This is a genomic window from Salinicoccus sp. Marseille-QA3875 (assembly GCF_054950095.1).
In genome coordinates this window covers 348,907-372,260 of record NZ_CM143103.1, presented here as the reverse complement: position 1 = coordinate 372,260, position 23,354 = coordinate 348,907, and the positions used below count along the sequence as shown (strand labels likewise).

Annotated in this window: 19 protein-coding genes; 13 read left to right on the top strand and 6 right to left on the bottom strand. The window is 42.1% G+C overall.

Features of this window, described 5'->3' with window-relative positions; translation table 11 throughout:
* Nucleotides 1-3 precede the first annotated feature (3 nt).
* The 6 genes from ACY8DT_RS02045 (at nucleotide 4) to ACY8DT_RS02020 (ending at nucleotide 9,616) form a co-directional block, all read left to right on the top strand.
* On the top strand, nucleotides 4-1,350 hold the full coding sequence (locus ACY8DT_RS02045) for an MFS transporter (RefSeq protein ID WP_462421285.1): 1,347 nt from the start codon (nucleotides 4-6) through the stop codon (nucleotides 1,348-1,350).
* 18 nt (nucleotides 1,351-1,368) lie between these two features.
* Nucleotides 1,369-2,787 (top strand): rhamnulokinase, encoded by a 1,419-nt coding sequence (gene rhaB / locus ACY8DT_RS02040; protein ID WP_462421284.1) that lies wholly within the window; start codon nucleotides 1,369-1,371, stop codon nucleotides 2,785-2,787.
* Between the two features lie 5 nt (nucleotides 2,788-2,792).
* On the top strand, nucleotides 2,793-4,046 hold the full coding sequence (gene rhaA / locus ACY8DT_RS02035; RefSeq protein WP_462421283.1) for an L-rhamnose isomerase: 1,254 nt from the start codon (nucleotides 2,793-2,795) through the stop codon (nucleotides 4,044-4,046).
* Nucleotides 4,047-4,093: 47 nt separating this feature from the next.
* Nucleotides 4,094-6,157 (top strand): bifunctional aldolase/short-chain dehydrogenase, encoded by a 2,064-nt coding sequence (locus ACY8DT_RS02030; protein WP_462421282.1) that lies wholly within the window; start codon nucleotides 4,094-4,096, stop codon nucleotides 6,155-6,157.
* A gap of 79 nt (nucleotides 6,158-6,236) precedes the next feature.
* Entirely contained in the window at nucleotides 6,237-7,010 is a 774-nt protein-coding gene (locus ACY8DT_RS02025; protein ID WP_462421281.1) for a DeoR/GlpR family DNA-binding transcription regulator, read from the top strand.
* 467 nt (nucleotides 7,011-7,477) lie between these two features.
* On the top strand, nucleotides 7,478-9,616 hold the full coding sequence (locus ACY8DT_RS02020; protein WP_462421280.1) for an LTA synthase family protein: 2,139 nt from the start codon (nucleotides 7,478-7,480) through the stop codon (nucleotides 9,614-9,616).
* Between the two features lie 148 nt (nucleotides 9,617-9,764).
* On the opposite strand, the gene ACY8DT_RS02015 is transcribed toward ACY8DT_RS02020, so the two are convergent.
* Nucleotides 9,765-11,027 carry a hypothetical protein gene (locus ACY8DT_RS02015; RefSeq protein WP_462421279.1) on the bottom strand — a complete coding sequence of 421 codons (1,263 nt, stop codon included), beginning with the start codon at nucleotides 11,025-11,027 and terminating at the stop codon, nucleotides 9,765-9,767.
* A 298-nt stretch (nucleotides 11,028-11,325) separates the two neighbouring features.
* Here ACY8DT_RS02015 and ACY8DT_RS02010 point away from each other — a divergent pair, with 298 nt between their 5' ends.
* From ACY8DT_RS02010 to ACY8DT_RS01990, 5 genes are all read left to right on the top strand, one after another.
* On the top strand, nucleotides 11,326-12,663 hold the full coding sequence (locus ACY8DT_RS02010; RefSeq protein ID WP_462421278.1) for a hypothetical protein: 1,338 nt from the start codon (nucleotides 11,326-11,328) through the stop codon (nucleotides 12,661-12,663).
* A 47-nt stretch (nucleotides 12,664-12,710) separates the two neighbouring features.
* The gene (locus tag ACY8DT_RS02005; RefSeq protein WP_462421277.1) at nucleotides 12,711-13,310 is read left to right on the top strand and encodes a 3'-5' exonuclease; all 600 of its coding nucleotides are present in this window, start codon (nucleotides 12,711-12,713) and stop codon (nucleotides 13,308-13,310) included.
* Between the two features lie 153 nt (nucleotides 13,311-13,463).
* On the top strand, nucleotides 13,464-14,741 hold the full coding sequence (locus tag ACY8DT_RS02000; protein WP_462421276.1) for an alcohol acetyltransferase: 1,278 nt from the start codon (nucleotides 13,464-13,466) through the stop codon (nucleotides 14,739-14,741).
* Nucleotides 14,738-15,403: a DUF6320 domain-containing protein gene (locus tag ACY8DT_RS01995; RefSeq protein ID WP_462421275.1), complete on the top strand. Its 666-nt coding sequence runs from the start codon at nucleotides 14,738-14,740 to the stop codon at nucleotides 15,401-15,403. The genes ACY8DT_RS02000 and ACY8DT_RS01995 overlap by 4 nt, the downstream gene beginning before the upstream one ends.
* A gap of 61 nt (nucleotides 15,404-15,464) precedes the next feature.
* Nucleotides 15,465-16,433 (top strand): alpha/beta hydrolase fold domain-containing protein, encoded by a 969-nt coding sequence (locus tag ACY8DT_RS01990; RefSeq protein ID WP_462421274.1) that lies wholly within the window; start codon nucleotides 15,465-15,467, stop codon nucleotides 16,431-16,433.
* Between the two features lie 50 nt (nucleotides 16,434-16,483).
* Here the strand turns inward: ACY8DT_RS01990 and ACY8DT_RS01985 are convergent, their stop codons facing one another.
* From ACY8DT_RS01985 to ACY8DT_RS01975, 3 genes are read right to left on the bottom strand one after another with little or no spacing between them, the layout of a single operon-like run.
* Nucleotides 16,484-17,413 carry an ArsA family ATPase gene (locus ACY8DT_RS01985; RefSeq protein WP_462421273.1) on the bottom strand — a complete coding sequence of 310 codons (930 nt, stop codon included), beginning with the start codon at nucleotides 17,411-17,413 and terminating at the stop codon, nucleotides 16,484-16,486.
* 23 nt (nucleotides 17,414-17,436) lie between these two features.
* Nucleotides 17,437-17,694 (bottom strand): cory-CC-star protein, encoded by a 258-nt coding sequence (locus ACY8DT_RS01980; RefSeq protein ID WP_092984002.1) that lies wholly within the window; start codon nucleotides 17,692-17,694, stop codon nucleotides 17,437-17,439.
* Between the two features lie 23 nt (nucleotides 17,695-17,717).
* Nucleotides 17,718-19,457 (bottom strand): carbon starvation CstA family protein, encoded by a 1,740-nt coding sequence (locus ACY8DT_RS01975; protein ID WP_462421272.1) that lies wholly within the window; start codon nucleotides 19,455-19,457, stop codon nucleotides 17,718-17,720.
* 190 nt (nucleotides 19,458-19,647) lie between these two features.
* On the opposite strand from ACY8DT_RS01975, the gene ACY8DT_RS01970 reads away from it, so the two are divergent.
* Nucleotides 19,648-20,292, top strand: coding sequence for an NAD(P)H-binding protein (locus ACY8DT_RS01970; RefSeq protein ID WP_462421271.1), 645 nt, complete (start codon nucleotides 19,648-19,650; stop codon nucleotides 20,290-20,292).
* Nucleotides 20,293-20,343: 51 nt separating this feature from the next.
* Here the strand turns inward: ACY8DT_RS01970 and ACY8DT_RS01965 are convergent, their stop codons facing one another.
* Nucleotides 20,344-20,853, bottom strand: coding sequence for a cupin domain-containing protein (locus ACY8DT_RS01965; RefSeq protein WP_462421270.1), 510 nt, complete (start codon nucleotides 20,851-20,853; stop codon nucleotides 20,344-20,346).
* A gap of 58 nt (nucleotides 20,854-20,911) precedes the next feature.
* Complete coding sequence (locus ACY8DT_RS01960; protein ID WP_462421269.1) at nucleotides 20,912-21,850, bottom strand: LysR family transcriptional regulator; 939 nt, start codon at nucleotides 21,848-21,850, stop codon at nucleotides 20,912-20,914.
* Between the two features lie 222 nt (nucleotides 21,851-22,072).
* Between ACY8DT_RS01960 and ACY8DT_RS01955 the strand changes: the two genes are divergently transcribed.
* Nucleotides 22,073-23,350, top strand: a complete 1,278-nt coding sequence (locus tag ACY8DT_RS01955; RefSeq protein WP_462421268.1) for an SLC13 family permease — start codon at nucleotides 22,073-22,075, stop codon at nucleotides 23,348-23,350.
* Nucleotides 23,351-23,354 lie beyond the last annotated feature (4 nt).

The window sequence follows — 23,354 nt, the reverse complement described above, 5'->3', positions numbered from 1 at the left end:
TTTATGTCAGCAAAAAGATTTGCAGCAAAGAATGTAACCGGTTTAAAAGCACGGATAGCGATTGCCATGGCGAATTACATAGAAGCAGGTTCGATTATCGCGGCGGCAAGCAGTTTGACTTTATGGCAGGCGTTTTTAGGTTTTGACAACATTGGAGTGGGAATTTTAAGTGCATTAAGCGCAAATGCTCTTGGGGCAGCAATCGGTGCATTGGTCGGTGGACCATTGACCGATAAATTCGGAAGAAAAATTGTTTTTAACTATGATTTACTAATTTACATGGTCGGTGTGATACTCATAGTGTTCGCATTCAACTTTCCGATGTTACTCGTAGGTACAGTGATTACAGGTATTGCGGTTGGTGCGGGAGTTCCGGTTTCATGGACTTACATCGCAGAACAGTCACCTAAAAATAAACGTGCAGCGCACGTAGGTACTGCTCAGCTTGCCTGGTCGGTGGGTCCGATGATCACATTTGCATTGGCAGTATTGGTAGCGCCACTCGGCCTTCTAGGGTCAAGATTGATTTTCCTACACTTATTCATTATTGCAGGTATCGCTTTATATATCAGAAGAGGATTGCCTGAATCAGAAGTTTGGGAAGAGGAACAAAGAAAATTAAAACTGGCTAAAGAAAATAAAACAGTTAAACCGAAAATGGCATCAAAAGGTTCTTTGAAAGATTTATTTGCACACCCGGCAACAAGACAGGCGATATATCTGACTTTAGGTATATACTTATTCTGGAACTTGACTGCAGGAGCAATGGGTTACTTCATGCCTTACATTTACGAAAATGTCGGCGGACTGAGCAATATACAGGCCAACTTGTTACAAGCCTTCCTATGGATGTTTACGGTACTCACGACATACTTTGTGTTTATGAAATTCGGAGATGTCATCAGCAGAAGAACCATGTTTACAATCGGGGCAGTCATGGGAATCGTCGCATGGATTATTCTAACTTTCTCTCCAATGACATGGCCGACTTTAATCGCATTCGTCGTACTTTGGGGCGCAGCAGCAGGTATCGGAGCGCAGGCATTCTATGCACTGTGGACGAATGAGTTATTCCCGACACAGTATCGTGCGACAGCTCAAGGTCTATTATATTTCGTTGTGAGAACAGGAATTGCTTTATGGTCATTTGTTTTACCGACTATCATGGCAACGCTAGGATTCAGAACAGCAGGAATAGTGATGACAATATTCCTCGTGATACAGCTCGTGATCGGATTGGCACTTGCACCGAATACACGTGGCAAAACTTTGGAGCAAATTGAAAGAGAAAGATACGGGCAAGTGGTTTCAGAAGATGAAACTGCTGAGAAAAATACAGCTACAATATAAGTGCTTAGAGGTGTATGTATGAAGAAGTGTAGTTTAGCGGTGGACATTGGTGCTTCCAGCGGCAGGATTGTCGTTGGATTCGTAGAAGATGGGTTCATCAAGAAAGAAGAGATTTACAGATTCGAAAATCATCTCATCGAAAAAGACGGTTACATCTGTTGGGATATAGACAAGTTATATGAGGAAATTAAAACCGGTCTAAGAATGGCGGGGGAATCTGATTATTCGCCAAGCACCATCGGTGTGGACACATGGGCGGTCGATTTCATTTTATTGGATGAAAATGATGAGCCGTTGACTCCAACGGTTTCATACAGGGACCCAAGAACGGACGGAATCATGGAAGAAGTACTGGATATAGTAGGTAAGGAAAAACTGTATCTGGAGACAGGAATCCAATTCCAAAAATTCAATACCATTTATCAATTATATTATTTAAAGAAAAAATACCCTGAAGTATTAGAGAAAGCAAAGTCATTTTTAATGATTCCAGACTATATCAATTTTTTACTCACAGGAGTAAAGACGAATGAATACACGAATGCAACAACGACACAATTGGTGAATGCCTTCAGTAAGAATTGGGATGAAAGTCTTTTGAAAGAACTAGGGTTGGATAGAAATATATTTCAGGATATTCTGCCACCCAAATCTACGGTCGGTTCTTTAAGAAATGAACATGTCAAAGACTTTGGGTTTGATGCAGAGGTCGTATTACCTGCAACCCACGATACAGCTTCTGCCGTTGTCTCTATGGCGAGCGGGGAAGACAGCATATACATCAGTTCAGGAACATGGTCGCTTATCGGCGTCGAAAACAGTTTTCCGATCAGTGTCGATATCGCCCGTAAGTATAACTTCACTAATGAAGGTGGTCTGGACTACAGGTTCCGTTTTTTAAAAAACATTATGGGTCTGTGGATGATTCAGGAAGTGAAGAGGAATTATAAAGATAAATACACTCATTCTGAATTGGTCGAACTCGCAAAAAAGGAAAACAACTTCAAGTCCATAGTGGAAGTGGATAATGACAGATTTCTGAGACCTGTAAATATGGTTGAAGAAATCAAGGATTATTGCGTAGAAACTGGTCAGCAGATACCGGAAACACCCGGTCAGATTGCCAAATGCATTTTTGAAAGTCTGGTCGTCAGTTATTGTACTGCCATCAGCCAAATTGAAGAAATATATGAGAAAAGATTTAAACGGATAAATATTTTCGGCGGCGGTTCAAAAAACGACTATCTTAACAGTCTCATCGCAGAAGCTACAGGAAAAGAAGTATTTGCAGGACCTGTTGAAGCGACAGCAATAGGCAATATAGCCAGTCAGCTCATATCCATCAAAGAGATAGACGGCATTCATGAAGCAAGGGAAATGATAAAAAACTCCTTTGATATAAAACAGATCGGTCAAATATTTATCTCGGAAGGTTGAATATAATGAATACTAATAAAGAGTTTGAATTGGCAAAAGCAAAGTATGAAAAATTAGGCGTAAATGTTGAGGAAGCTTTTGAAAAATTAAAGAAACTTTCAATTTCAGTCAACTGCTGGCAAGGTGATGATATCAGCGGCTTTGAAGTGGATCAGCAGGAACTTTCAGGCGGGATCGATGTCACCGGTAATTATCCCGGTAAAGCGACGACACCTGAAGAATTGAGAGGAGACCTGGAAAAGGCGCTTTCTCTCATTCCTGGCACTCACAGAGTGAATCTGCATTCCATATATGCCGAAACTGATGGAGTAATAGTGGACCGTGATGAATTGAAACCTGAACATTTTAAAAATTGGGTGGAGTGGGCTAAAAAGAATAATCTGGGCCTGGATTTTAATCCGACACTTTTCTCCCATCCAAAAACTGATGATGGTTTGACGTTGGCTCATCCAGATGAAGAAATAAGGGAATTCTGGATCCGACATGTTCAGGCAAGCAGGAAAATCAGCGAGTATTTCGGAAAAGAATTAAAAACGCCATCGTTGACAAACGTCTGGATACCGGATGGTTTCAAAGACACGCCGAGTGACAGACTGACACCAAGGAAAAGACTGAAAGACTCACTGGATAAAATTTATGAAGATAAAATTGATGAGCAGTATAACCTCGATGCATTGGAAAGTAAACTGTTCGGTATAGGCTCTGAAGCTTATGTCGTCGGTTCCCATGAATTCTATATGAATTATGCAATGAAAAACGATAAGCTTTGCCTGATGGATACTGGTCATTATCATCCAACAGAGATGGTATCCAATAAAATATCATCAATGCTGTTATTCAATGATAAGCTGGCACTTCATGTTTCAAGACCGGTCAGATGGGACAGCGATCATGTCGTTGCTTTTGATGATGAACTGAAGGAAATCGGTTTGGAAATTGTAAGGAATGATGCACTTGATAAAGTGCTGATCGGGTTGGATTTCTTTGATGCAAGTATCAACCGTGTTGCCGGCTGGGTTATCGGTACACGTAATATGATCAAATCGATACTATATGCGCTGCTTGTACCCAACGACTATATGAAGGAACTTCAGGAAAAGGGTGATTTTACAAAAAGGTTGGCACTTTATGAGGAGTTCAAAACATATCCATTTGGTGCTGTTTGGGACCACTATTGTGAAACGATGGGGGTTCCTGTCAGAGAAGAATGGCTGAACGATGTAGAACAATATGAAAAAGAAGTAACGAATAAAAGATAAGAGTTAATTGTTAAAATAGTTGATTAATTATGGAGGCGTAAATGATTATGGTAGAAAATTTATGGACAGATGATAAAAGTTTTAATAACAGTCTGGAAGAACTTGTGTACAGATCTAATATTTTAGGCAAAGACAGATCTATAGTGAATTGGGGTGGCGGAAACACTTCGGTCAAGAGTGTTGAGAAAAACTTCAAAGGTGAAGATGTGGATGTCCTGTGGGTTAAAGGCAGTGGTTCCGATTTGGCGACTATGACGAAAGACAATTTCACAGCACTGAACTTAAATGATATCGAACCGCTGAAAGAAAAAGAAGATATGTCAGATGAAGATATGGTCAGCTACTTGTCTCATTGCATGTTGGATACCAAACATCCCCGTTCATCAATCGAGACTTTATTACATGCATTTCTACCTTATAAACACGTAGACCATACGCATCCTGATGCAATTATAAGTATTGCGTGCGCACACAATGGTAAAAAGATAGCAGAAGAAATATATGGTGACAGAATGGTCTGGGTGCCTTATATCAGACCAGGATTCAAACTCTCGAAATTAATTGCTGATGGTGTGGCTGCCAACAAAAATGCTGACCTTGTTGTCATGGAAAAACATGGACTGGTGACATGGGGAGAGACTTCAAAGGAAAGTTATGATAAAACGATTGAAGTCATCCGTGAAGCAGAAAATTATATCCATAAAAAAGCAGAAGGCTCGGCTTCATTTGGAGGAGCGGAATATCAGGCTCTCGAGTCGGAAGAGCGAAAAGATGCGTTAGTCCAAATTATGCCAATCGTCAGAGGAGAGGTAAGTGCGGAAAAGAAAATGCTCGTCTCTTATAATGACTCGGAAAAAATAATGGAATTCGTCAACAGCGCCGAGGCAAAAGATTTATCACAGGTTGGTGCAGCATGCCCGGATCACCTGGTACACACGAAAAGAACACCATTATACGTAGAATGGAATCCTCAAAAAGACAGCTTGGACGATTTAAAACAGCTGGTTCGTGATGGAATCAAGAAATATAAAGAAGAATATATCGAATATTTCGAGAGAAACAGCAGTGAAGAAGATGAAATAATGGAAGTTTTACCTAGAGTGATTCTTATTCCTGGTATCGGCATGATAAACACCGGCAAGAGCTGGAGTGCATCAAAAGTAAGTGATGGACTTTATCAGCGTGCGATTTCTGTGATGAAAGGCACTTATGCACTGGGGCAATTTGTATCACTTAATGAAAGTGAATCTTTTGCGATAGAGTATTGGCCGCTTGAGCTATATAAATTAAGTCTTGCACCTGCTGAAGCTGAATTCTCGAGAAAAGTGGCGTTCGTTACAGGCGGCGCCGGAGGTATCGGGGGCGAATCATGTAAAGCATTCCTTGAAGAAGGGGGTCATGTGATTGTTGCTGATATCAACTTGGAAGGTGCCGAAGATGTCGTTGAAGGCTTCAATGAAATGTATGGTGAAAACAGAGCATATGCTGTGAAAATGGACGTGACAAAAGAGCAGGAAGTCATTCAGGCGATAGAAAGCTCCATTCTTCAGTATGGTGGTATAGACGTACTTGTTAACAACGCGGGACTTGCAAGTTCCAGCCCATTGGAAGAAACGACGATGAAAAAATGGAATCTGAACATCGATGTATTGCTGACAGGGTACTTTTTAGTTGCAAGAGAAATATTCTCGCACATGAAAAATCAGAATTTAGGTGGATCTATGGTATTTGTAGGGTCAAAAAATTCGATTTATGCAGGAAAAAACAATGCTGCCTACAGTACTGCGAAAGCAGCAGAAGTACATCTTGCAAGAACAATCGCAGTAGAAGGTGGAGAATTCGGCATCAGAGTGAACTCTGTGCTTCCGGATGCAGTGATAAAAGGTTCTAAGATCTGGGATTCCAAATGGAAAAATGAAAGAGCATCATCATATGGTATCGGTGCAGACGAGCTGGAAGACCACTACAGACAGAGAACGATATTGAAGGAAAATGTTCTGCCAAGCGATATTGCAGAAACCATACGATTCCTGGCATCGGAAAAATCTGCTAAAACGACCGGTTGCATGGTAACCGTTGATGGTGGAGTGGCAGCAGCCTTTACAAGGTAATGATAAAACCCGCGTTCGCAAGAATGCGGGTTTTGTTATACAATTACATCAATTACATAACTTGAAAAGGATGTCTATTATGCTCGTAGCTGAAAGGCGAAAGAAAATAATCGATATAGTCAATGACAAGAAAAGTATAAGAGTGACTGAACTGAGTAAAATGTTTTCAGTTACAGAAGAAACCATCAGGAGAGATTTAGAAAAGCTCGAGCGTGACGATGAACTGAAAAGAAGCCACGGCGGCGCATTAAGCATTTCTAAATCAGACACAACTGAAATACCTTATTTTGAACGAGAAATCATCAATATGGAAGAGAAAAAAGCGATAGCTGATGAAGCGGTTAAATTCATTTCAGAAGGTGACAAAATCTTTCTGGATGCAAGTACAACCGCATGGTATATGGCAAAAGCACTCCCTGATGTTTCTTTGACTGTGGTGACCAACTCTATAAAAGTTACTTTGGAACTCACTTCAAAAACCAATATTAAAGTCATTTCTACAGGTGGGGAGTTATTAAGAAAATCACTTTCCTTTGTTGGTTACAAGACTGAGGAAACGATAGCTTCATATCATGTAAATAAGGCATTTATCTCATGCAAAGCCCTCCATCCAACTTTTGGAATGAGTGAATCAGATGAGCAGCAGGCAGTGGTGAAATCAAAAATGATTCAGAGTGCGACTCAGTCATATATTATGGTAGATTACAGCAAATTTGGCTTGAAGTCTTTTTCGTGTATCGGAAGTGTGAAGTTAGTGGATACAATAATCACAGACAGCAAAATGAGCCGGGAAGCAATTCAATTCTTTGAAGATAGATTAATTCCAGTCGTCAGACCGGAAATGGATGAGTGAGTCAATCTGTAAAATATAATATGTTGTTAGAAATCCCCTGTACATTTTTTAAATGGTTACAGGGGATTTATCAATTATCTATAAATATTTTTGTTAAGATTTGTGTAATTTCTTGCTCTATGTATATATAATAGGTTATAATGTTAAGCATTGATAAAGTTCGTTAAGTAATTGTAAAAATCTGAGGCTGTAAGTGAAAAAATTGAAGTTGTCAATATAGGATCCGTAAAGGGGTAACACCTCAATGACGTGAGGGAACGACGGTTTCTATATTGACAATACGTTCTTGTAACCACTGATAGTTAAGTGTTTTAATTTTCCTTGCCGTCCGTCACAAAACCCTCAACGCCAGTGTTCGAGGGTTTTATTATATTTTACTCTATTTTAATTTATTAAGAATAATTTGGATAGATTCTTTATCAATTATTTGAAAATAACAGAAAAATAGAGAATCAGGAAGTGAAGTTATGTCAAAAATAAAAGAATTATTGAATAAACGGTATGGATATTTCATCTTATTTCTATTTTTATTCTGGCTGAAAACATACACAGCGTACTGGATTGAATTCAGTTTAGGTGTTTCAAGCATATATCAACACCTTATATTGCTGATCAACCCGATTGCGACGGGTGTCATACTGCTGTCCATTGCACTGTTTTTTAAAAGTCCTGCATTAAGAAAATGGATGATGTTTACATTATTACTGTTAATGACTGTATTGTTATATGCGAACATACTATATTACAGGGAGTTCGCTGATTTTCTGACATCTAATATTTTATTGAATTCCAATAATGTGTCTTCAGCGTTATTTAGTTCAACGTTTGAAATGATGAGATTTTGGGACCTGTTATACTGGGTCGATATTATGCTGTTCGGCTATTTGTTCTTCTATAAAAAGGAAGCACCCCTCAGTGGAGGTAAAAAAGAATATAAACGGTGGACAAAAGTCTCAGTCACATTTGTCGGTGTCCTGCTTCTGGCAGGAAACCTGATATTGGCAGAAATTGACCGTCCGGAATTATTGACCCGGACTTTTGACAGGAATTATATTGTTAAATATTTAGGTTTGAATTTCTATTCAGGTTATGATGCTTTCAAAACAACACAAAGCAGTCAATTGCGCGTAAGTGCTGACGAGTCTGATTTATCGAAGGTGTTCAACTTTTCATCTGAAAATCATGCGGAGCCAAATCCTGAATACTTCGGGGTGGCGGAAGATCGCAACGTCATCATGATTGGACTGGAAAGTGTGCAGCAATTTGTCATTGATTATGAATTGGAAGATGAAAATGGACAATCTCATGAAGTCATGCCGTTCCTTTCAAGTATATATGATGATGAGGCCTCATACAGTTTCGAAAACTTTTTCCATCAGACAGGTCAGGGTAAATCATCCGACGCTGAAGTGTTAGGCGAGCTGTCATTATATGGTCTGCCTCAGGGCAGTGTTTTCCAAACATTGGGTTCCACGAATACATTTCATTCTGCGCCAAATATTTTGGAGCAGCAAGGGGATTATACCTCAGCTGCTTTTCACGGAAATGTCGGCTCATTTTGGAACCGGACGGATACTTATCAAAGCTTTGGCTATGACTACTTCTTTGATTCTGAGTTTTATGATGTATCCGGGGACAGGTCAATGGAATATGGCTTGAAGGATAAATTGTTTTTCCATGATTCGGCAGAGTATCTAGAACAGCTGCCTCAGCCATTCTATTCCAAGTTCCTTACTGTTTCCCATCATTTTCCTTATCCTTTAGATGAGCAAAATACGGAATTTCCAGCTGCACAGACAGACGATGATACAATTAATAATTATTTCGTGACAGCGCATTATGCTGATCAGGCGCTGGAAGAGTTTTTCAATTACTTGAAGTCCAGCGGTTTATATGAAGATTCAATCATAGTCATGTACGGTGACCATTACGGTATCTCTGATATGAGAAATCCCAGTCTCGCACCTTTAGTCGGTGAAGAGCGTGAGGAATGGAACAGCTATAATGATACTCAAATGCAAAGAGTTCCATTTATCGTGCACGTTCCAGGCGTTGATAATGGTGAAGTATTCGACACATACAGCGGACAGGTGGACATGCTGCCGACTTTAATGCATTTACTGGGCATGAAAACAGATGGCTATCTATTTATGGGACAGGATATATTATCAGAAGAACATGATAATACCGTACCGCTAAGAAACGGCCGTGTAGTGACACCTGAATATACTTTCTTTGAATCGGAAGTCTATGATACAGAATCAGGGGAATTACTGAACGATAAGCTTTCTGAAGAAGAATTGGAAGAACTTTTCGAGTATAGAGACGAAGCAAGGGAAGAATTAAATCATTCTGACGAAATTCAAATGAAAGATCTGTTGCGTTTCTATAACCCTGAACATATGGATGAATTAAAAGAAATTGATTATTTATATCGTGATCAATTAGATGTCTTAGAAGAAGAACCAGGAAAAGAAACGAGTTTGATTGAACAGCGTGATGGAGAGTCAACTGTGGATTTATATCAAACAGATGCACCTGAAATACAAGAGTCAGGAAATGGTGCCTCAGATGAATATTCAGATTCACCTGGTCAACCGGAATAAAAGAGTGAATTAGAGTCAAAAAAGAATACAGTAGTTTAAAAGACAGGATATCCATGAATTTGGATATCCTGTCTTTAGTTATTTGAACATGTATCAATTTTATAGAAAATCTCATTTCAAATTGATTGATTGTAATTCAGTAGCTATTTCATATCATCAGTGCAATCATTGCGATCAGGATGCCGGTCAGGCCCATCCTGAGCGAAAAGCCCATGTTCATTTTAGTGATTTTGTAAGGATTGATGCCCATACTCTGGGCGGTCATGGTCGCATTGACTCCGTATGGTGCGGCTGCGGATATCCCCATGCCGCAGACGACCATCACGATTCCGATGGCGAGGGCATTTGCGGGAGTAATGACAGGTGTCAGAACCTCTGCCAATATGGCAAGTGATGCCACCGGATGGACGCCGATCATGGCGAGGCCGTAGATGACGGCCATGATCAAGAGCAGTATCAGTATAAGGAATGAATCGACATAGTCGAACACCTGCTGCATCACGTCCGGAGCGGCACTGCTGTTGAATCCGCCGGAGAAAATACCGAGTGACAGGAACAGCACTGAAAAGTTCTGCATGTGGTTATTATGATTCTGCCACGTACTCCATCCTGTTTTGAGGAAGATCGGAAAACGTTTCATGACGAATGCCGCGACGAAAGAAAACGGAACAATGATCAATGCGACTGTCAAAACGAAATCAAGTTCTGAATTCATATTGAAGAACATCACGACTGAAAGGAAACTGACCAGCAATATTAACATCTTGATGATGGATTTCCGAAGCGCCGAGCTGTTTATTTCATCGAATTCTGCATCAACTGTAATGCCGTTGAATTCACGTCTTGTCATAAACACTTCTATCAGTCCAACAATGATTGAAGTCAGAAGCAGCCAAGGAAGCAGTGTGAAATACGAAACACTTGTCGAGTCTACAGTCAGTCCGACGATGACTTCGAGCGGGCTCCAAATGACCGCAAGTGCAAACGCCCTGAGCGTGGATTTGATGATGAATTCATTCTTTAAAGTGACAGGTGCTCTTTTGAACAAATCGTTCAACATCCGCTGGATGATGTAGATGGCCGATATATTTAGAAAGATTCCAAGGAAGTAGGTCGTGAAGACGCTGCTGCCGTATATTTTATCGACCCTGTTCTTCCGGTCCTGAATCATGTCCGTGATGCTTTCATCGAGTCCGCCGACTTTAACGACCGTACCAATCCATGGCAGTAGACTGAAAAACATCAGAAGGGGCAGATTGCTTGTCGAATTGCTGATGATTGTCTCAATGCCTCCGCCCGATGTGAGTGTAAATATACCTCCGGCGGCAACGAAGAGACCGCCAATCATCTTGAACAGTCTGGAACTGAAAACCCAGGATATGATGAGCACCCCTATCGCCAGATAATTCACGAATCCTCCAAGGATTCCGATACCGCTGAAAAAATAAATGAGAAAAAGAATGAACAATGTGGCATATATGTAATAGAAGTTCCTGAGTAAAGTCTGATTGTATAGGATATTCAATGTAAAACCTGCTTTCACGATAAATGTGTGGGGGAATATATCCATCAATATATTCATTAATTATAGGATAAATCAGTGGTCTTTGACAGAGAAGTTTCACTATATAAAATATTCAAACCGTTTACTGTCCTGATCGAATCAAATACGCTATCATGAAGTTAAAACATTTGTAAGGAAGTTACATATGAAAATAAAATTCTTCAGACCGTTTTTCGTCCTCGGCATGGGGATCATGTTCTTGACGTCTTTGTTCGTGGACATCCCCGGCATCGAAATCGCCATTGCCGTATTCACCGCACTGGCACTCATCAGTTATCTGCCTTACTTGAGCAGGGTGCCTTTGATCGTTGTCATCATATTGAATGTGACTGCGGTAATTTTCTATTCTATCGGCGGGACGATGGATGATGTCATTGAAGGGCTGCTCATGAACACTGCAGTTCTGATGATTTTCATCTTCGTGCCGCTTCTTGCGATACCGATCACTTCACCGAGGTACCTGAATGATATCAGTGCACTTTTGAAGTCGTCTTTTAAAAATACGAAGCAGTCGTACAATGCGTTGAAATTCGGGATGTTTTCAATTGGTTCCGTACTGAACGTCGGAACGCTGCCAATATTGTACTATCTGACTGACACGGAACAGTTCAAAGACCATAAAGTGATGCGTATGGCGGCACTGAACCGCGGCATAGCACTCCTTTTCACCTGGTCGCCGTACTTCATTTCCATTGCGGTCATTTTGTCATATTTTGAAGTGCAGTGGGTGGCCATCGCGGCATTCGGACTCACATTGTCGGCAGTCAGTATCATCGGCGAATGGTTTTTATCTTCTACTAAAAAATATAAGGAAATTGAAAAATCACCGCCAGAGGCCTACAATAAGAAGCGGATTATGGAGCTCGGAGCAATCATGCTGTCGATGACGGCTTTGATCATCGCGCTTGATATATTCAGCGGATTTGCGATCGTCAACATCATTCCGATTGTTGCACTTGTTCTGTTTGTCATTTGGACATCAGTTATCGGTGGATTTCCTAAAGTGCAAAAAGGCTTGAAAAGCTATACGCAGGAACGGATTCCGAAGATGGGTAACGAGTTGCTGGTCTTCATCAGTGCCGGCGTATTCGGGACATCGCTCTTAGTCATCGGATTTGATACGTTTCTGATCAGCATGCTTGAAGCGGCAGGGGTGAGTCATGTGCTGCTGCTCATTCCGATATTCGCGGTCCTCACTATCGGGTTATCATTTTTCAGTGTGCATCCAATCATTACGATTACAGTCGCTTCACTCGCCGTGCTCAGTATGGACATGGATGTCAGTGAGCATTATTATATCGCCATCGGGCTGCTTTTAAACTGGACGGTTACTGTCAATATGACGCCGTTCACCGGCATTAACCTGCTGATGTCGAGCCTTGCAAATAAGAGCATATTCACCATGCCGAAGCATAATGTGTTGTACAGTCTGTGCATGTGGTTCGCGGGTTATGCAATGATTGTAATCCTGTATTTTGTGTAATCGGCGCCGGGCAGTTATAATAAGAAATTATGATAGGAGGCAGAATGATGAAATACGTGGCGCTCGATATAGAAACGGCCAATAATGAAAGAAGTTCAATCTGTTCCATCGGAATGGTCAAGTTTGAAGAGGGCAGAATCATCGATGAATTTTATTCGCTGATGAACCCTGAAGTGGATTATTTCTCTTATATGAATATAGATATTCACGGCATCACTGAAGCGGATGTTGTCGGTCAGCCGACATTCCCGGAATTACGAAGTGAGCTGGAGTCGTTTATCGATAATGATATAATGGTGGCGCATTTCTCCCAGTTTGATATGTACGGCATCCAGGATGCATATAATAAGTACAGACTGGAAATACCGCCTTTGAATTATATATGTTCCTACAGGCTTTCAAAATCCATTTACCAATTACCATCGCATAAGCTCGTCCAGATGGCGGAGTATTTCAATGTGAAGACGGACAACCATCATAACGCGCTGGCAGATGCGAGGATGGCTGGGCACATCACATATAATATTCTTAAAGAAAACAATTTGAGCATCGACGATTTCAATGCCAGCTACAATTATCAGCTGGGTACTCTGGGCAGAAACGGCTATACGAAAAAGCGCAGATCAAAGTCCAGATTGATAAAATAAAGGTCATGTCAACGGTCATCACACCTCCGGGTGAATGGTGGCCGTTTTTCTTTTGACAGAACTTGTTTCATATATATATTTTAAATGGTTTGAGTCATGGTAAAATTGAATGGAAGAGTATAAACAGGACGGTGTCGAGAAGGAGGTGTATGGATGGATCAGTGGTATAGAATCGATAATACGGGAAAGATATTTCATGCGGTTTCCGATGGGACAAACTCCTCGGTGTTCAGGGTGTCCATGATACTGAATGAGAAGATAGAACCTGAATATTTACAGGAAGCGTTGAATATCACAGCGGTGCGTTTTCCCACACTGACGGTCCGGGTGCGTAAAGGGCTTTTCTGGGATTTCATGGAACATAATGACGAACAGCTTGTCGTCAAAAAAGAGACTGAACATCCGTGTACGCCGATTGACAGAAAGGAGAACAATGCCTATCTGATACGGGTCCTTTATTTTGAAAAGAGGATATCGGTTGAAATATTCCATTCACTGACAGACGGCGGCGGTGCGGTGGAATTCCTGAAAACATTGATCTACCAGTATTTGAAAGAGAAGGGTGAAGCAGTCGATATGGAAGGGCTGGTGCTGGATCCGGATGAAACGCCGATGCCTGAAGAAATGGAAGACAGCTTTGAAAAACACGCGACATCACACGCGATGAAGCGTCCCGGTAAGCGGCCGGGGAAAGCCTATCAGATTCAAGGCACAGCATTCGACCCGCCGGGGATCAATGTCATCCACGGGGTGATTGATGCCGGCAAACTCAATGCTTTCTCCAAAAAGCGGGGAACCACTGTGACAGGACTGTTGACCAGCCTGATGATTGAGGTTGTCCATGATGAAAAAATGGCGAAGGATTTGACCGACGGTCAGGTTTCCATCGCATTACCGATCAGTCTGAGGAAACAGTTCCCATCGACGACACTAAGAAATTTCTTCTCGGTTGCGAACATCGGCGTGCAGATGGACGGTTATATGCATTTGGAGGATATCATTCAAGATGTCACGGGTCAGCTGATTAAAAAGACGGATAAAGATACGTTGCAGACGGGCATCAACCGCTTTGTCTCGCTTCAGAAAAGTCTGTGGATCAGAGGTGTGCCGGTCTTTATTAAATACCCGTTGATGAAATTCGGCTTTAACCAGATTGGTGAACGTGCGAAAACGATGACACTGTCAAACCTCGGCAACACCAAACTGCCGGACTCGATGAAGCCGCATGTAGACAGAATGGAAGTCATCTTGTATCCGACGAGAAAAAGCCCGATCAACTGCGGTCTCGGCACTGTGAATGACAAGCTGACCATCACTTTTGCCCGGTCGATTGAAGAACGGGAAATCATTCAGGAATTTTTCAAGAGACTGAGAAAAATCACCGGACTGGATGTTATGGTCTACTCTAATGAATGGGGTGAGGATGAATGAATCAATGTCCGAATTGTGATATTTCGACGGCTCAGGACATATGCCCGTTATGCCGTACGGAGTTGACGAAGAAGGAAGATTCTGAAATGACGGTGGGGTATCCGGAATATGATGTTAAGGAACAGAAGATACGGACAAGGATTTCACGGCTCGCAATACTGCTCGGTTCACTCGCAGTATTGATATGCTTTGCGATAAACCTGATTGTCATCCCGCAGTTTCTGTGGGTATTTTATGTGGCCGTTGCGGTATTTTATATACTTGTATCATTGAGCCATACGATATTGTCAGCATCACACATCGGAGGTAAGATTACGGCGCAGGTCATCAGTCTGACCATACTGCTGCTGGTCATCGATTTCATGTCCGGCAATCTCCAGTGGTCGGTGGATTATGTTGTACCGTTTCTGATCATTGCAGGGATACTGCTTATGTCCATCAGCATCCTCAGGGTGCGTCTGAACTGGACCGGCTATTTCAGCTTTTTACTGATGATGCTGGCGATGGGGTTTGTCCCTCTGATTTTTTATATTACGGGACTCGCGAAAGTGCTCTGGCCGAGTATTACCGCCGGGTCATTCGCGGTCACGATATTTGCATTACTTCTGGTGTTTGCCAACCAGACATTCATGACACAGCTCGGCAGAAGATTCCATTTATAGAGCGGATATATCATGTCTCAGCATTCTCATATGGAACATAGGAATTGAAAGGAATGATGGAATGAAACACGTAATTAAAACTTCTCTCTTTCTCGCAGGTGCAGGCGCACTTGTCTATGCCGGCCGTGCAATATTTGTGGATAAGCGGAGTGTGGGCAGCAAGATTGCAGAAGATCTGATCAGAGTCGTCAACTTTGACTTGGAAGAGGTGGACTCGAAGATGCTCGCAAGAAACTTCAAGGAAAACAGAAAAGAGCATAAGATCCGTGAAAACCTCATGCGGTCGAAAGTTGAATACTATTATGATGCGAGGATGAAAGTATACAGAATCATTCCAAGAGATAAAGAGAGCAGGAGACGTGTCCTTTATCTGCACGGCGGCGGTTATATCCATCAGCCGTCACCGTTCCATTGGCTGTTCATAGATAAGATGGTACAGGATACCGGCCAGGAATTCATTGTGCCGATCTATCCGAAGACACCCGAGTTCTCCTATGAGAAGGCGTATGAGGCGGTGGAGCAGTTATACAAGAACTTGATGGAAGAGAGCGCGGAAGAGATGGTCATTGTCGGAGACTCCGCAGGCGGCGGGCTTGCGATAGGCTTTTCCCAGTGGCTAGCGACGACCGAACTGCCTCAGCCGAAAGGTCTTGTCGTCATTTCACCGTGGCTGGATGTCAGCCTGAGCCATCCGGAAATGGAGAAATATGCGAAGGTGGACCCGATGCTTAAGCCCGATAATTTAAAAATCATCGGCCGTATATGGGCCGGTAATTCAGATCTCGATTATTATAAAGTGTCGCCGATTCACGGCGAATTGACGGGACTGCCTAAATTCTACATGTTCGTCGGCGAGCGGGAAATCTGTCTGCCGGATGCACGGAAGTTTGCCGGCATGCTTGATGCTGCAGGTGTAGAAAATGAATATTACGAATATCCGATGATGAACCACGTCTTCCCGCAGTATCCGATTTTAGAAGGTGCGAAAGCGAGAAGACAGATCAAAGAAATATTGGAATCGTTGGAATAAAAAACAGCGGATCCCTTTAATAAAAAGAGCGGCCGCTGTTTTTAATGTCTCTATAGTTGATAATATTCACTGAACGCATCCAGCTCATCCAAAGTCGTAATATCATGAGGCAGTAACGGAATATAGATCTTCCGCTGTGTCGGGAATGTATCTTTTATATCTTTCAAATACTGTTTCTCATGCTGGCGGCGTTTTTCAAGGAAGGCGCCGTCGGCTTCTTCGGGCAAGACTTTATTGACAAAAATGGTTTTCACGTGAAGATGATACTGATCAAGCAGGTCGATTGCTTTCTTCGTTTCAAGAATCGGGAGTCTTTCCGGGTTCAGTACGAAGACGAAGCCTGTCTTATCAGATTCAAGCAATATTTCACGTGCCTTTTTGAATCGGTTCTGCCGTTCGAGCAGCACATCATAGATCGGGTCTTCAATCGGTTCGCCGTCATTCAACAGCTGTGTATAGTTCTCATTTGTCTTTCTGCGTTTTTTCAGCAGTCCTTCAATCCACACACCCATCAATTCAGGCAGTGTCAGCAGTCTGATGGTGTGCCCGGTCGGGGCTGTGTCGAAGACGAGATGGTCATAGACTTTCTCCTCTTCGATGATGATGGAAATCAGCTTATCGAAAAGTGCGGATTCATCCGCACCGGGTGAAGCTTTGGCAGTGTCCAGCTGACGGTTCACTTCATCAATCATGCTGGACTGGACCGTGCCTTTGATATTTTCTTTTACAGAGTTGATGTACTTTGTCGTTTCTGTTTCGGGATCAATCTCCAAAGCATACAGGTCGTCTGTTATTTTCTGTGTTTCCCCGCCGATTTTCTGTGAAAATATATCTCCCAGATTGTGTGCAGGGTCGGTGGAAATAAGAAGCGTCTTTTTATTCTCTTTGGCGAGCTTCCAGGCTACGGCAGCGGCGGAAGTCGATTTGCCGACGCCGCCCTTGCCGCCGATGAAGAGTATTTTATTCAAGTGATCTGCCATGTGAATATGCTCCTTTTATTATGTTAACAGCAGCGTATGCCTGTGAGTGGTGACTTTTCCATGCCCATTCTGAGGTGCCAGTCATGGAAATCTTCGATGATATGCGGATATAATTCAAGCGTATAATAGTAGACCGGGTTCGGTATGCCGATCATTTCGGAGTAGAGGAGGAGCAGGAATAGATCATCCTCGTCCCTGAGCTCCCTCGCCACTTCCGTCCTGTGCGGCATTTCCAGCACTTCCTCATAATACCGGATCAGTTTCTTCACACTTTCCAACATATATATCACCACCCTGTATATTACTAGTCTTTATGTTTTTTAAGTTCATCATCAAATTTACCGCTGAGTGCCTGGACTGACGTAATGATGATCCAGACCGCGATTGCGAATATGATTGCACCCAGTACGAACAGCAGCATGTTTGAATCCTCTGCGTACCACGCCCATTCTAGGAATACCTGGGTGAACATCGCATACAATGTCATGAACATCAAGAATATCATGGGAATCAGCGTGACGGCATAGTTGATGCCTCTACGTTTCAGCCAGATGGATATTAATAATAAACTGATACCGGCAAGCAGCTGGTTGGATGTACCAAACAGCGGCCAGATCAGGTATCCTCCTGAACCGAAACCGTTCGGGCCTTCAGGAAGCAGTACAAGTGCTGCTGAAGCACCGATTGTGATCGTTGTCGCAACGTGCTTATTAGTTAAAGCATTGACGTTGTATTCAACACCGATTTCAGAAACGATGTAACGCATCAGGCGGACTGATGTATCAAGTGAAGTGGCAGCAAAGCTGACCACGATGATCGCAACGATCGTCGTTGCGATATGCGGTGCAATACCGAGACCGCCTGCAAGCAGTGCTGCACCTTCAACGAAGTTGTTCAGGCCGCCGGCACTTGCATCGGCAAAGCTGCCGTAAGCTGCTGTGAAATCAGCCGTACTGTTGAACAATGTGACAACGGCAAGGATGGAAATCAAAGCAAGAATTCCTTCACCGACGGCACCGAAGTAACCGACGAAGCGGGCATCCGTTTCCTTATCCAGCTGCTTGGAAGATGTACCGGATGATACAAGTCCGTGGAAACCGGAAATCGCACCACATGCGATGGTGATGAATAACAGCGGCAGCCATGACACCTCTGCATCAGGGTTTGTGATGGGTGCCGTAATCTCAGGATTTGTAAATAACAGACCCGCATATAGGATAAGCAGTCCGACTGACAGCTGGTGGGAATTGATAAAGTCCCTCGGCTGAAGCAGTTTCCAAACCGGCAGAGTTGATGCAAAGTATACATAGATCAGAAGTATCATGATCCAGATGAAGAAAGCACTGGACACCGCACCCAGACCGAATATGCCGGCACCATTTTCTCCGCCCATGTACTGCACAAGATCAATCTGCAGGAACGGCACTTCTGCTGCAACCACTGCTGCACCGTACATGATGGCGAGCGCTATCAATGAAGGAATGAGCATTTTCATGTTACGTTTATATGCTGCATACCCGATCCATATCGCAAGAGGAATCTGGATGAATACCGGAATGACACTTGCAGGGTAAGAGATGAATAAGTTGGCGATCACCCATGCAAAAACTGCGTTAACCATTAATAGTAAAGTAAGTATTATAAATAAGAATAGAATCTTTCCGCGCTTGCCGATAAATTTTTCGGCGATGGTACCGATGGACTGTCCTTTGTTGCGGACGGATAATGCCAGCGTACCGAAGTCATGTACCCCTGCAGCAAGCACCGTTCCCAGGATGACCCATAAAAATGCAGGTCCCCAGCCCCAGTATACTGCGATGGCCGGCCCTAAAATAGGTGCTGCACCTGCTACTGAAGAAAAGTGGTGTCCCCAAAGTACGAATTTATTTGTCGGGACGAAATCGACACCATCATTATACTTATGGGCCGGTGTCACATAATTTGGATCCAGCCTGAATATCCGCTCTGCTACAAATTTTGAATAATAACGGTAGCCGAGCGCGAACACTGCGATACCAATGACTGCTACTACTATTGCGTTCATAAAATTCCCCCTCTGTGATGTTATGAAAATAATCATATCTAATATTCAGATAATTGTAAATACTTTTTAATAGTATTAAAAAAGAAGGATTTGAAAATAAAACCGGTATGCTTATTATAGGCAAATCGCTGTTTATCAAGCTTTGGAACTTGTAGCATTTAAAGTATAAAGTTGTTTGGAGGTTTGTATATTGAAAATAGCGATTCTCGGTGCAGCCGGGCAGATCAGCAGAATATTGACTGAAAGACTGAGAGATGAAACGGACCACGAAATCGTGTTGTTTGCGAGAAATGGAAATCAGAGGCTGGCAGCAGTGGATTCCGGCAGAGAGAGAATTATTAACGGCGATTTTAATGATACTGAAAAATTGAAGCAGGCAATCGACGGGGCGGATGTTGTTTATTTGAATGAGATGGCGGACGACTCCGGCACTGAAAATATCATTGACGTGATGGAGCATAGCAGGGTGGAGAGGTTGGTTGCTGCATCGGTCCTGGATATATATGATGATGTGGCAGGAAGGTTCGGACGCTGGAATGAGAGCATCATTGGCAGCCTTCCGGTGATGCAGGTGCATAAAGAAAAAGCACAGTCTGTAGAGAATTCCAGTCTCGATTATACTTTACTGAGATTGACGTGGTTATATAATGATCCTGAAAATGAATCGTACAGTACGACTGATAAAGGCGACCCCTTCGTCGGTGCCCGGATTACACGCGAAGCCGTAGCAAGAATGGTCATGGATATCATAGGAAATTCGGCGAAATACAGCCGGGAAAGCCCGGGTGTGTATGAACCGGGGTCGGAACATTTGGATAAGCCGGATTTTTACTAGAATACTGACAAGCCTGTACCTGAAAATTCAAGTACAGGCTTGTTTAATAAATCAATCTTCCCAGTAGTTGAACAGCGGACCTTCTTCACCGAAAATGGGATCTGCTTCAGGCATGGGCACATGTTTTATGTTTTCCAACATCTCCGGTCGTTCCTCTTCTTTTCCGTAACACATATCATGGCTCATTCCGTTCGGGTAGGCACCGTAGTTCTGATAATCGTTGCTTGATTCAATCATCTTATGTCCGTAACCTGCCGGGAGGATTATTGCATCCCCTTTTTCTACATCAACCGTTTCTCCAAGTTCACCGCCGAGCTGCAGAGTTGCGGTACCGCTATGAGCCACAAGGACTTCATGGGTGTTGCTGTGGTAATGGTGGTATGGAAACACTGAACCGAGCCATTCGCCGGCCCAGTTGTTGCCGTTCAGGATTTTAACGGCATCATCCTCCTCGTCCAACACGTTTTTATATATAAGAAGCGGTAACTTCCAATGGTTGGGTATTCTGCCATCGTCTTCTATATTCAACTGGATTATTTCTGTTTCTTTAGGACTTTTCATCATTTATCATTCCTTTATTTTTAGTTAGTATACTTTAGCCTGGAGAGCGTTAAGTTAATCATTCATCAATGTCTTCATTGAAATGATCTTTTAAGTGGTTTATTAATAAACTTGATATTTTTGATAAATAAGTATCCTTCTTATAAACCACTGCCAAAGGCCAGATCAAGCCTGGATCATTAAGGGTAAAGGGGACGATATTATCCGGTAAATGCTTGCCGATAATACCTCTCTCGGGTACAAAAGTAAATCCTAAACCTTCTGACACGAGGTTTATCGCTGTGGTCAAATTTTCCGTTTCAATTATATTTTTAGGTTCAATATGATGTTTACTGAAGTGGTGATGGATTGAACGGGTTAAATTTTGTCCATGTTTGGTAAGGATGAACAATTCATCATGAATGGTCTTAATATCCAGGTAAGGATGATATCCTTTAACATCATTTTGCTGCAGGGCTTTCTGCACAAAAGGACTCTCTTCATTTCCCACAAGTAAAATTTCTTCTTCGGCTAAAGTATCAAATGAAAGATTTTTAATATCCATATCCATAGGCAGATTCATGATTGCAAAATCCAATTTTTCATTGATGATTTCACCAGTTAAAAAACTGGAAATACCCTCAGTCAACTTAATTTCAATATAAGGATGATCATTCACAAATTTCGGCAGGATTTCCGGCAATAGAACCGAGCCTCTCCATAGAGCTAGTCCAAGATTGACAACCCCTCTTTCTGTTTCATTAATCTCGGAAAACTCAATTTGAAGCTTTTTATCCAAAGCGATTACTTCCTTAATATATCTGTAATACCGCTCTCCTGTATACGTCAGTACGAGCGGTGTTTTTGTACGGTCAAAAAGAGTGACATTGAGATTATCCTCGAGTCTCAATAAGTACTTACTCAATGAAGGTTGCGAAATATACAATTTTTTAGCTGCTTTGGATATTCCGCCTTCTTCCACTATTGCAATAAAATAATCGTAATTTTTAAAGAGCATGTTATATGCCTCCTATATAGCCAAAAGGTTATACCAATTATAGAATAATACATATTATCATTCAATTGATATTAGATATAGAATGTATTCATAAGCAAACAACTCAGATTATTTAGAAATGTAAGCGGTTTTTAAAATTATATCTTTAATTTCATATTGAAATTGTCTGAGCTGTTGCTATAAAGATAGAAAGTATTACTTTAAAGCTATAGGGGTGGTTAAGTGGAAACAGAAGCGATAATAACTTTATTAGTATTGGCAGTAATGGTCTTTTTCTTTGTTACAGAAAAGATACCTTTGGCTGTGACAGCAATGTCAGGAGCTATTTTACTGGGTGTCATAGGAATAATAGAACAGGAAGTTGTTTTTCAGGCAATGGGAAGCTCGACAATCGTTCTTTTGGGTTCGATGATGATTATTGGTTCAGCGTTATTTCATACAGGGATTGCTGGAAAGCTAAGTTCCTGGCTGACCAAATTCACAGGAGATTCTGAAACGGGCATTATGGTGGCTGTTGTTTTGGTAGCAGTACTATTATCTTCAATTGCCAGTGGGCTTGGAGTCGTTGCAATGATGCTTCCAATTGTAATTGGAATGAGCATGAATGCGAAAGTTTCAGTTTCCAGACAGTTGATTCCATTATCTTTTGCAGCAAGTATAGGTGGCAACTTAACCTTGGCAGGTGCTGCAAGTAACATGGCAACTGCCGGCCTGATTGAAGAGCAAGGTATCGAGTTCTTATCCTTTTTTGAACTTGGGAAAATAGGGGTGCCGCTCGTCATATTATTCTTGCTGTACTTTTTAACTATAGGTAAGAAGATGCTTGTAGCTGGAGATTCTTCTGATTCCGAGTTTTTAAAATCTTATACACAATCGGAAGATGAGACAAGAACGTTCAGTCCTTTCAAAGCAGTTATAACATTAATTATATTGTTTGGAGTCCTGATTGCAATGGCGATTAATCACGAAAGTTTTCCGATGTTCTTTGTAGCCGCAATTGGCGCAGCTTTATTGGTATTGACAGGTTGTCTTAACCAGAAAGAAGCTGTAAAAGCAATTGACTGGCCTACACTGTTCATCGTGGGTGGTATGATTGCAGTATCTACAGCAATGAGTGTCAGTGGAGCGGGAGATGTAATTGCAAACAGTATGGTATATGTACTAGGAGACAGCCCTAATAAACTGTTGTTTTTATTTATTATTCTTGTATTGACCATGTTGCTCACCAATATGATGATGAATACTTCTACAGTTGTACTGTTAACACCGTTATTCATTCCAATTGCAGTAACGCTGGATATTAATCCTGTGGCTATCGGGGTAGCAATTTGTGTGGCCGCCTCTGCACCATTCTTAACTCCTGTAGGTTCTGGCACCAATACATTGGTGATACAGCCGGGGAACCTGGGATTCAAAGAATTTTTCATACCTGGTATAGGACTTTCAGTAGTTGTTTTAGTCGGGTCCATGATTTTAATACCAATATTTTGGCCACTATAATACA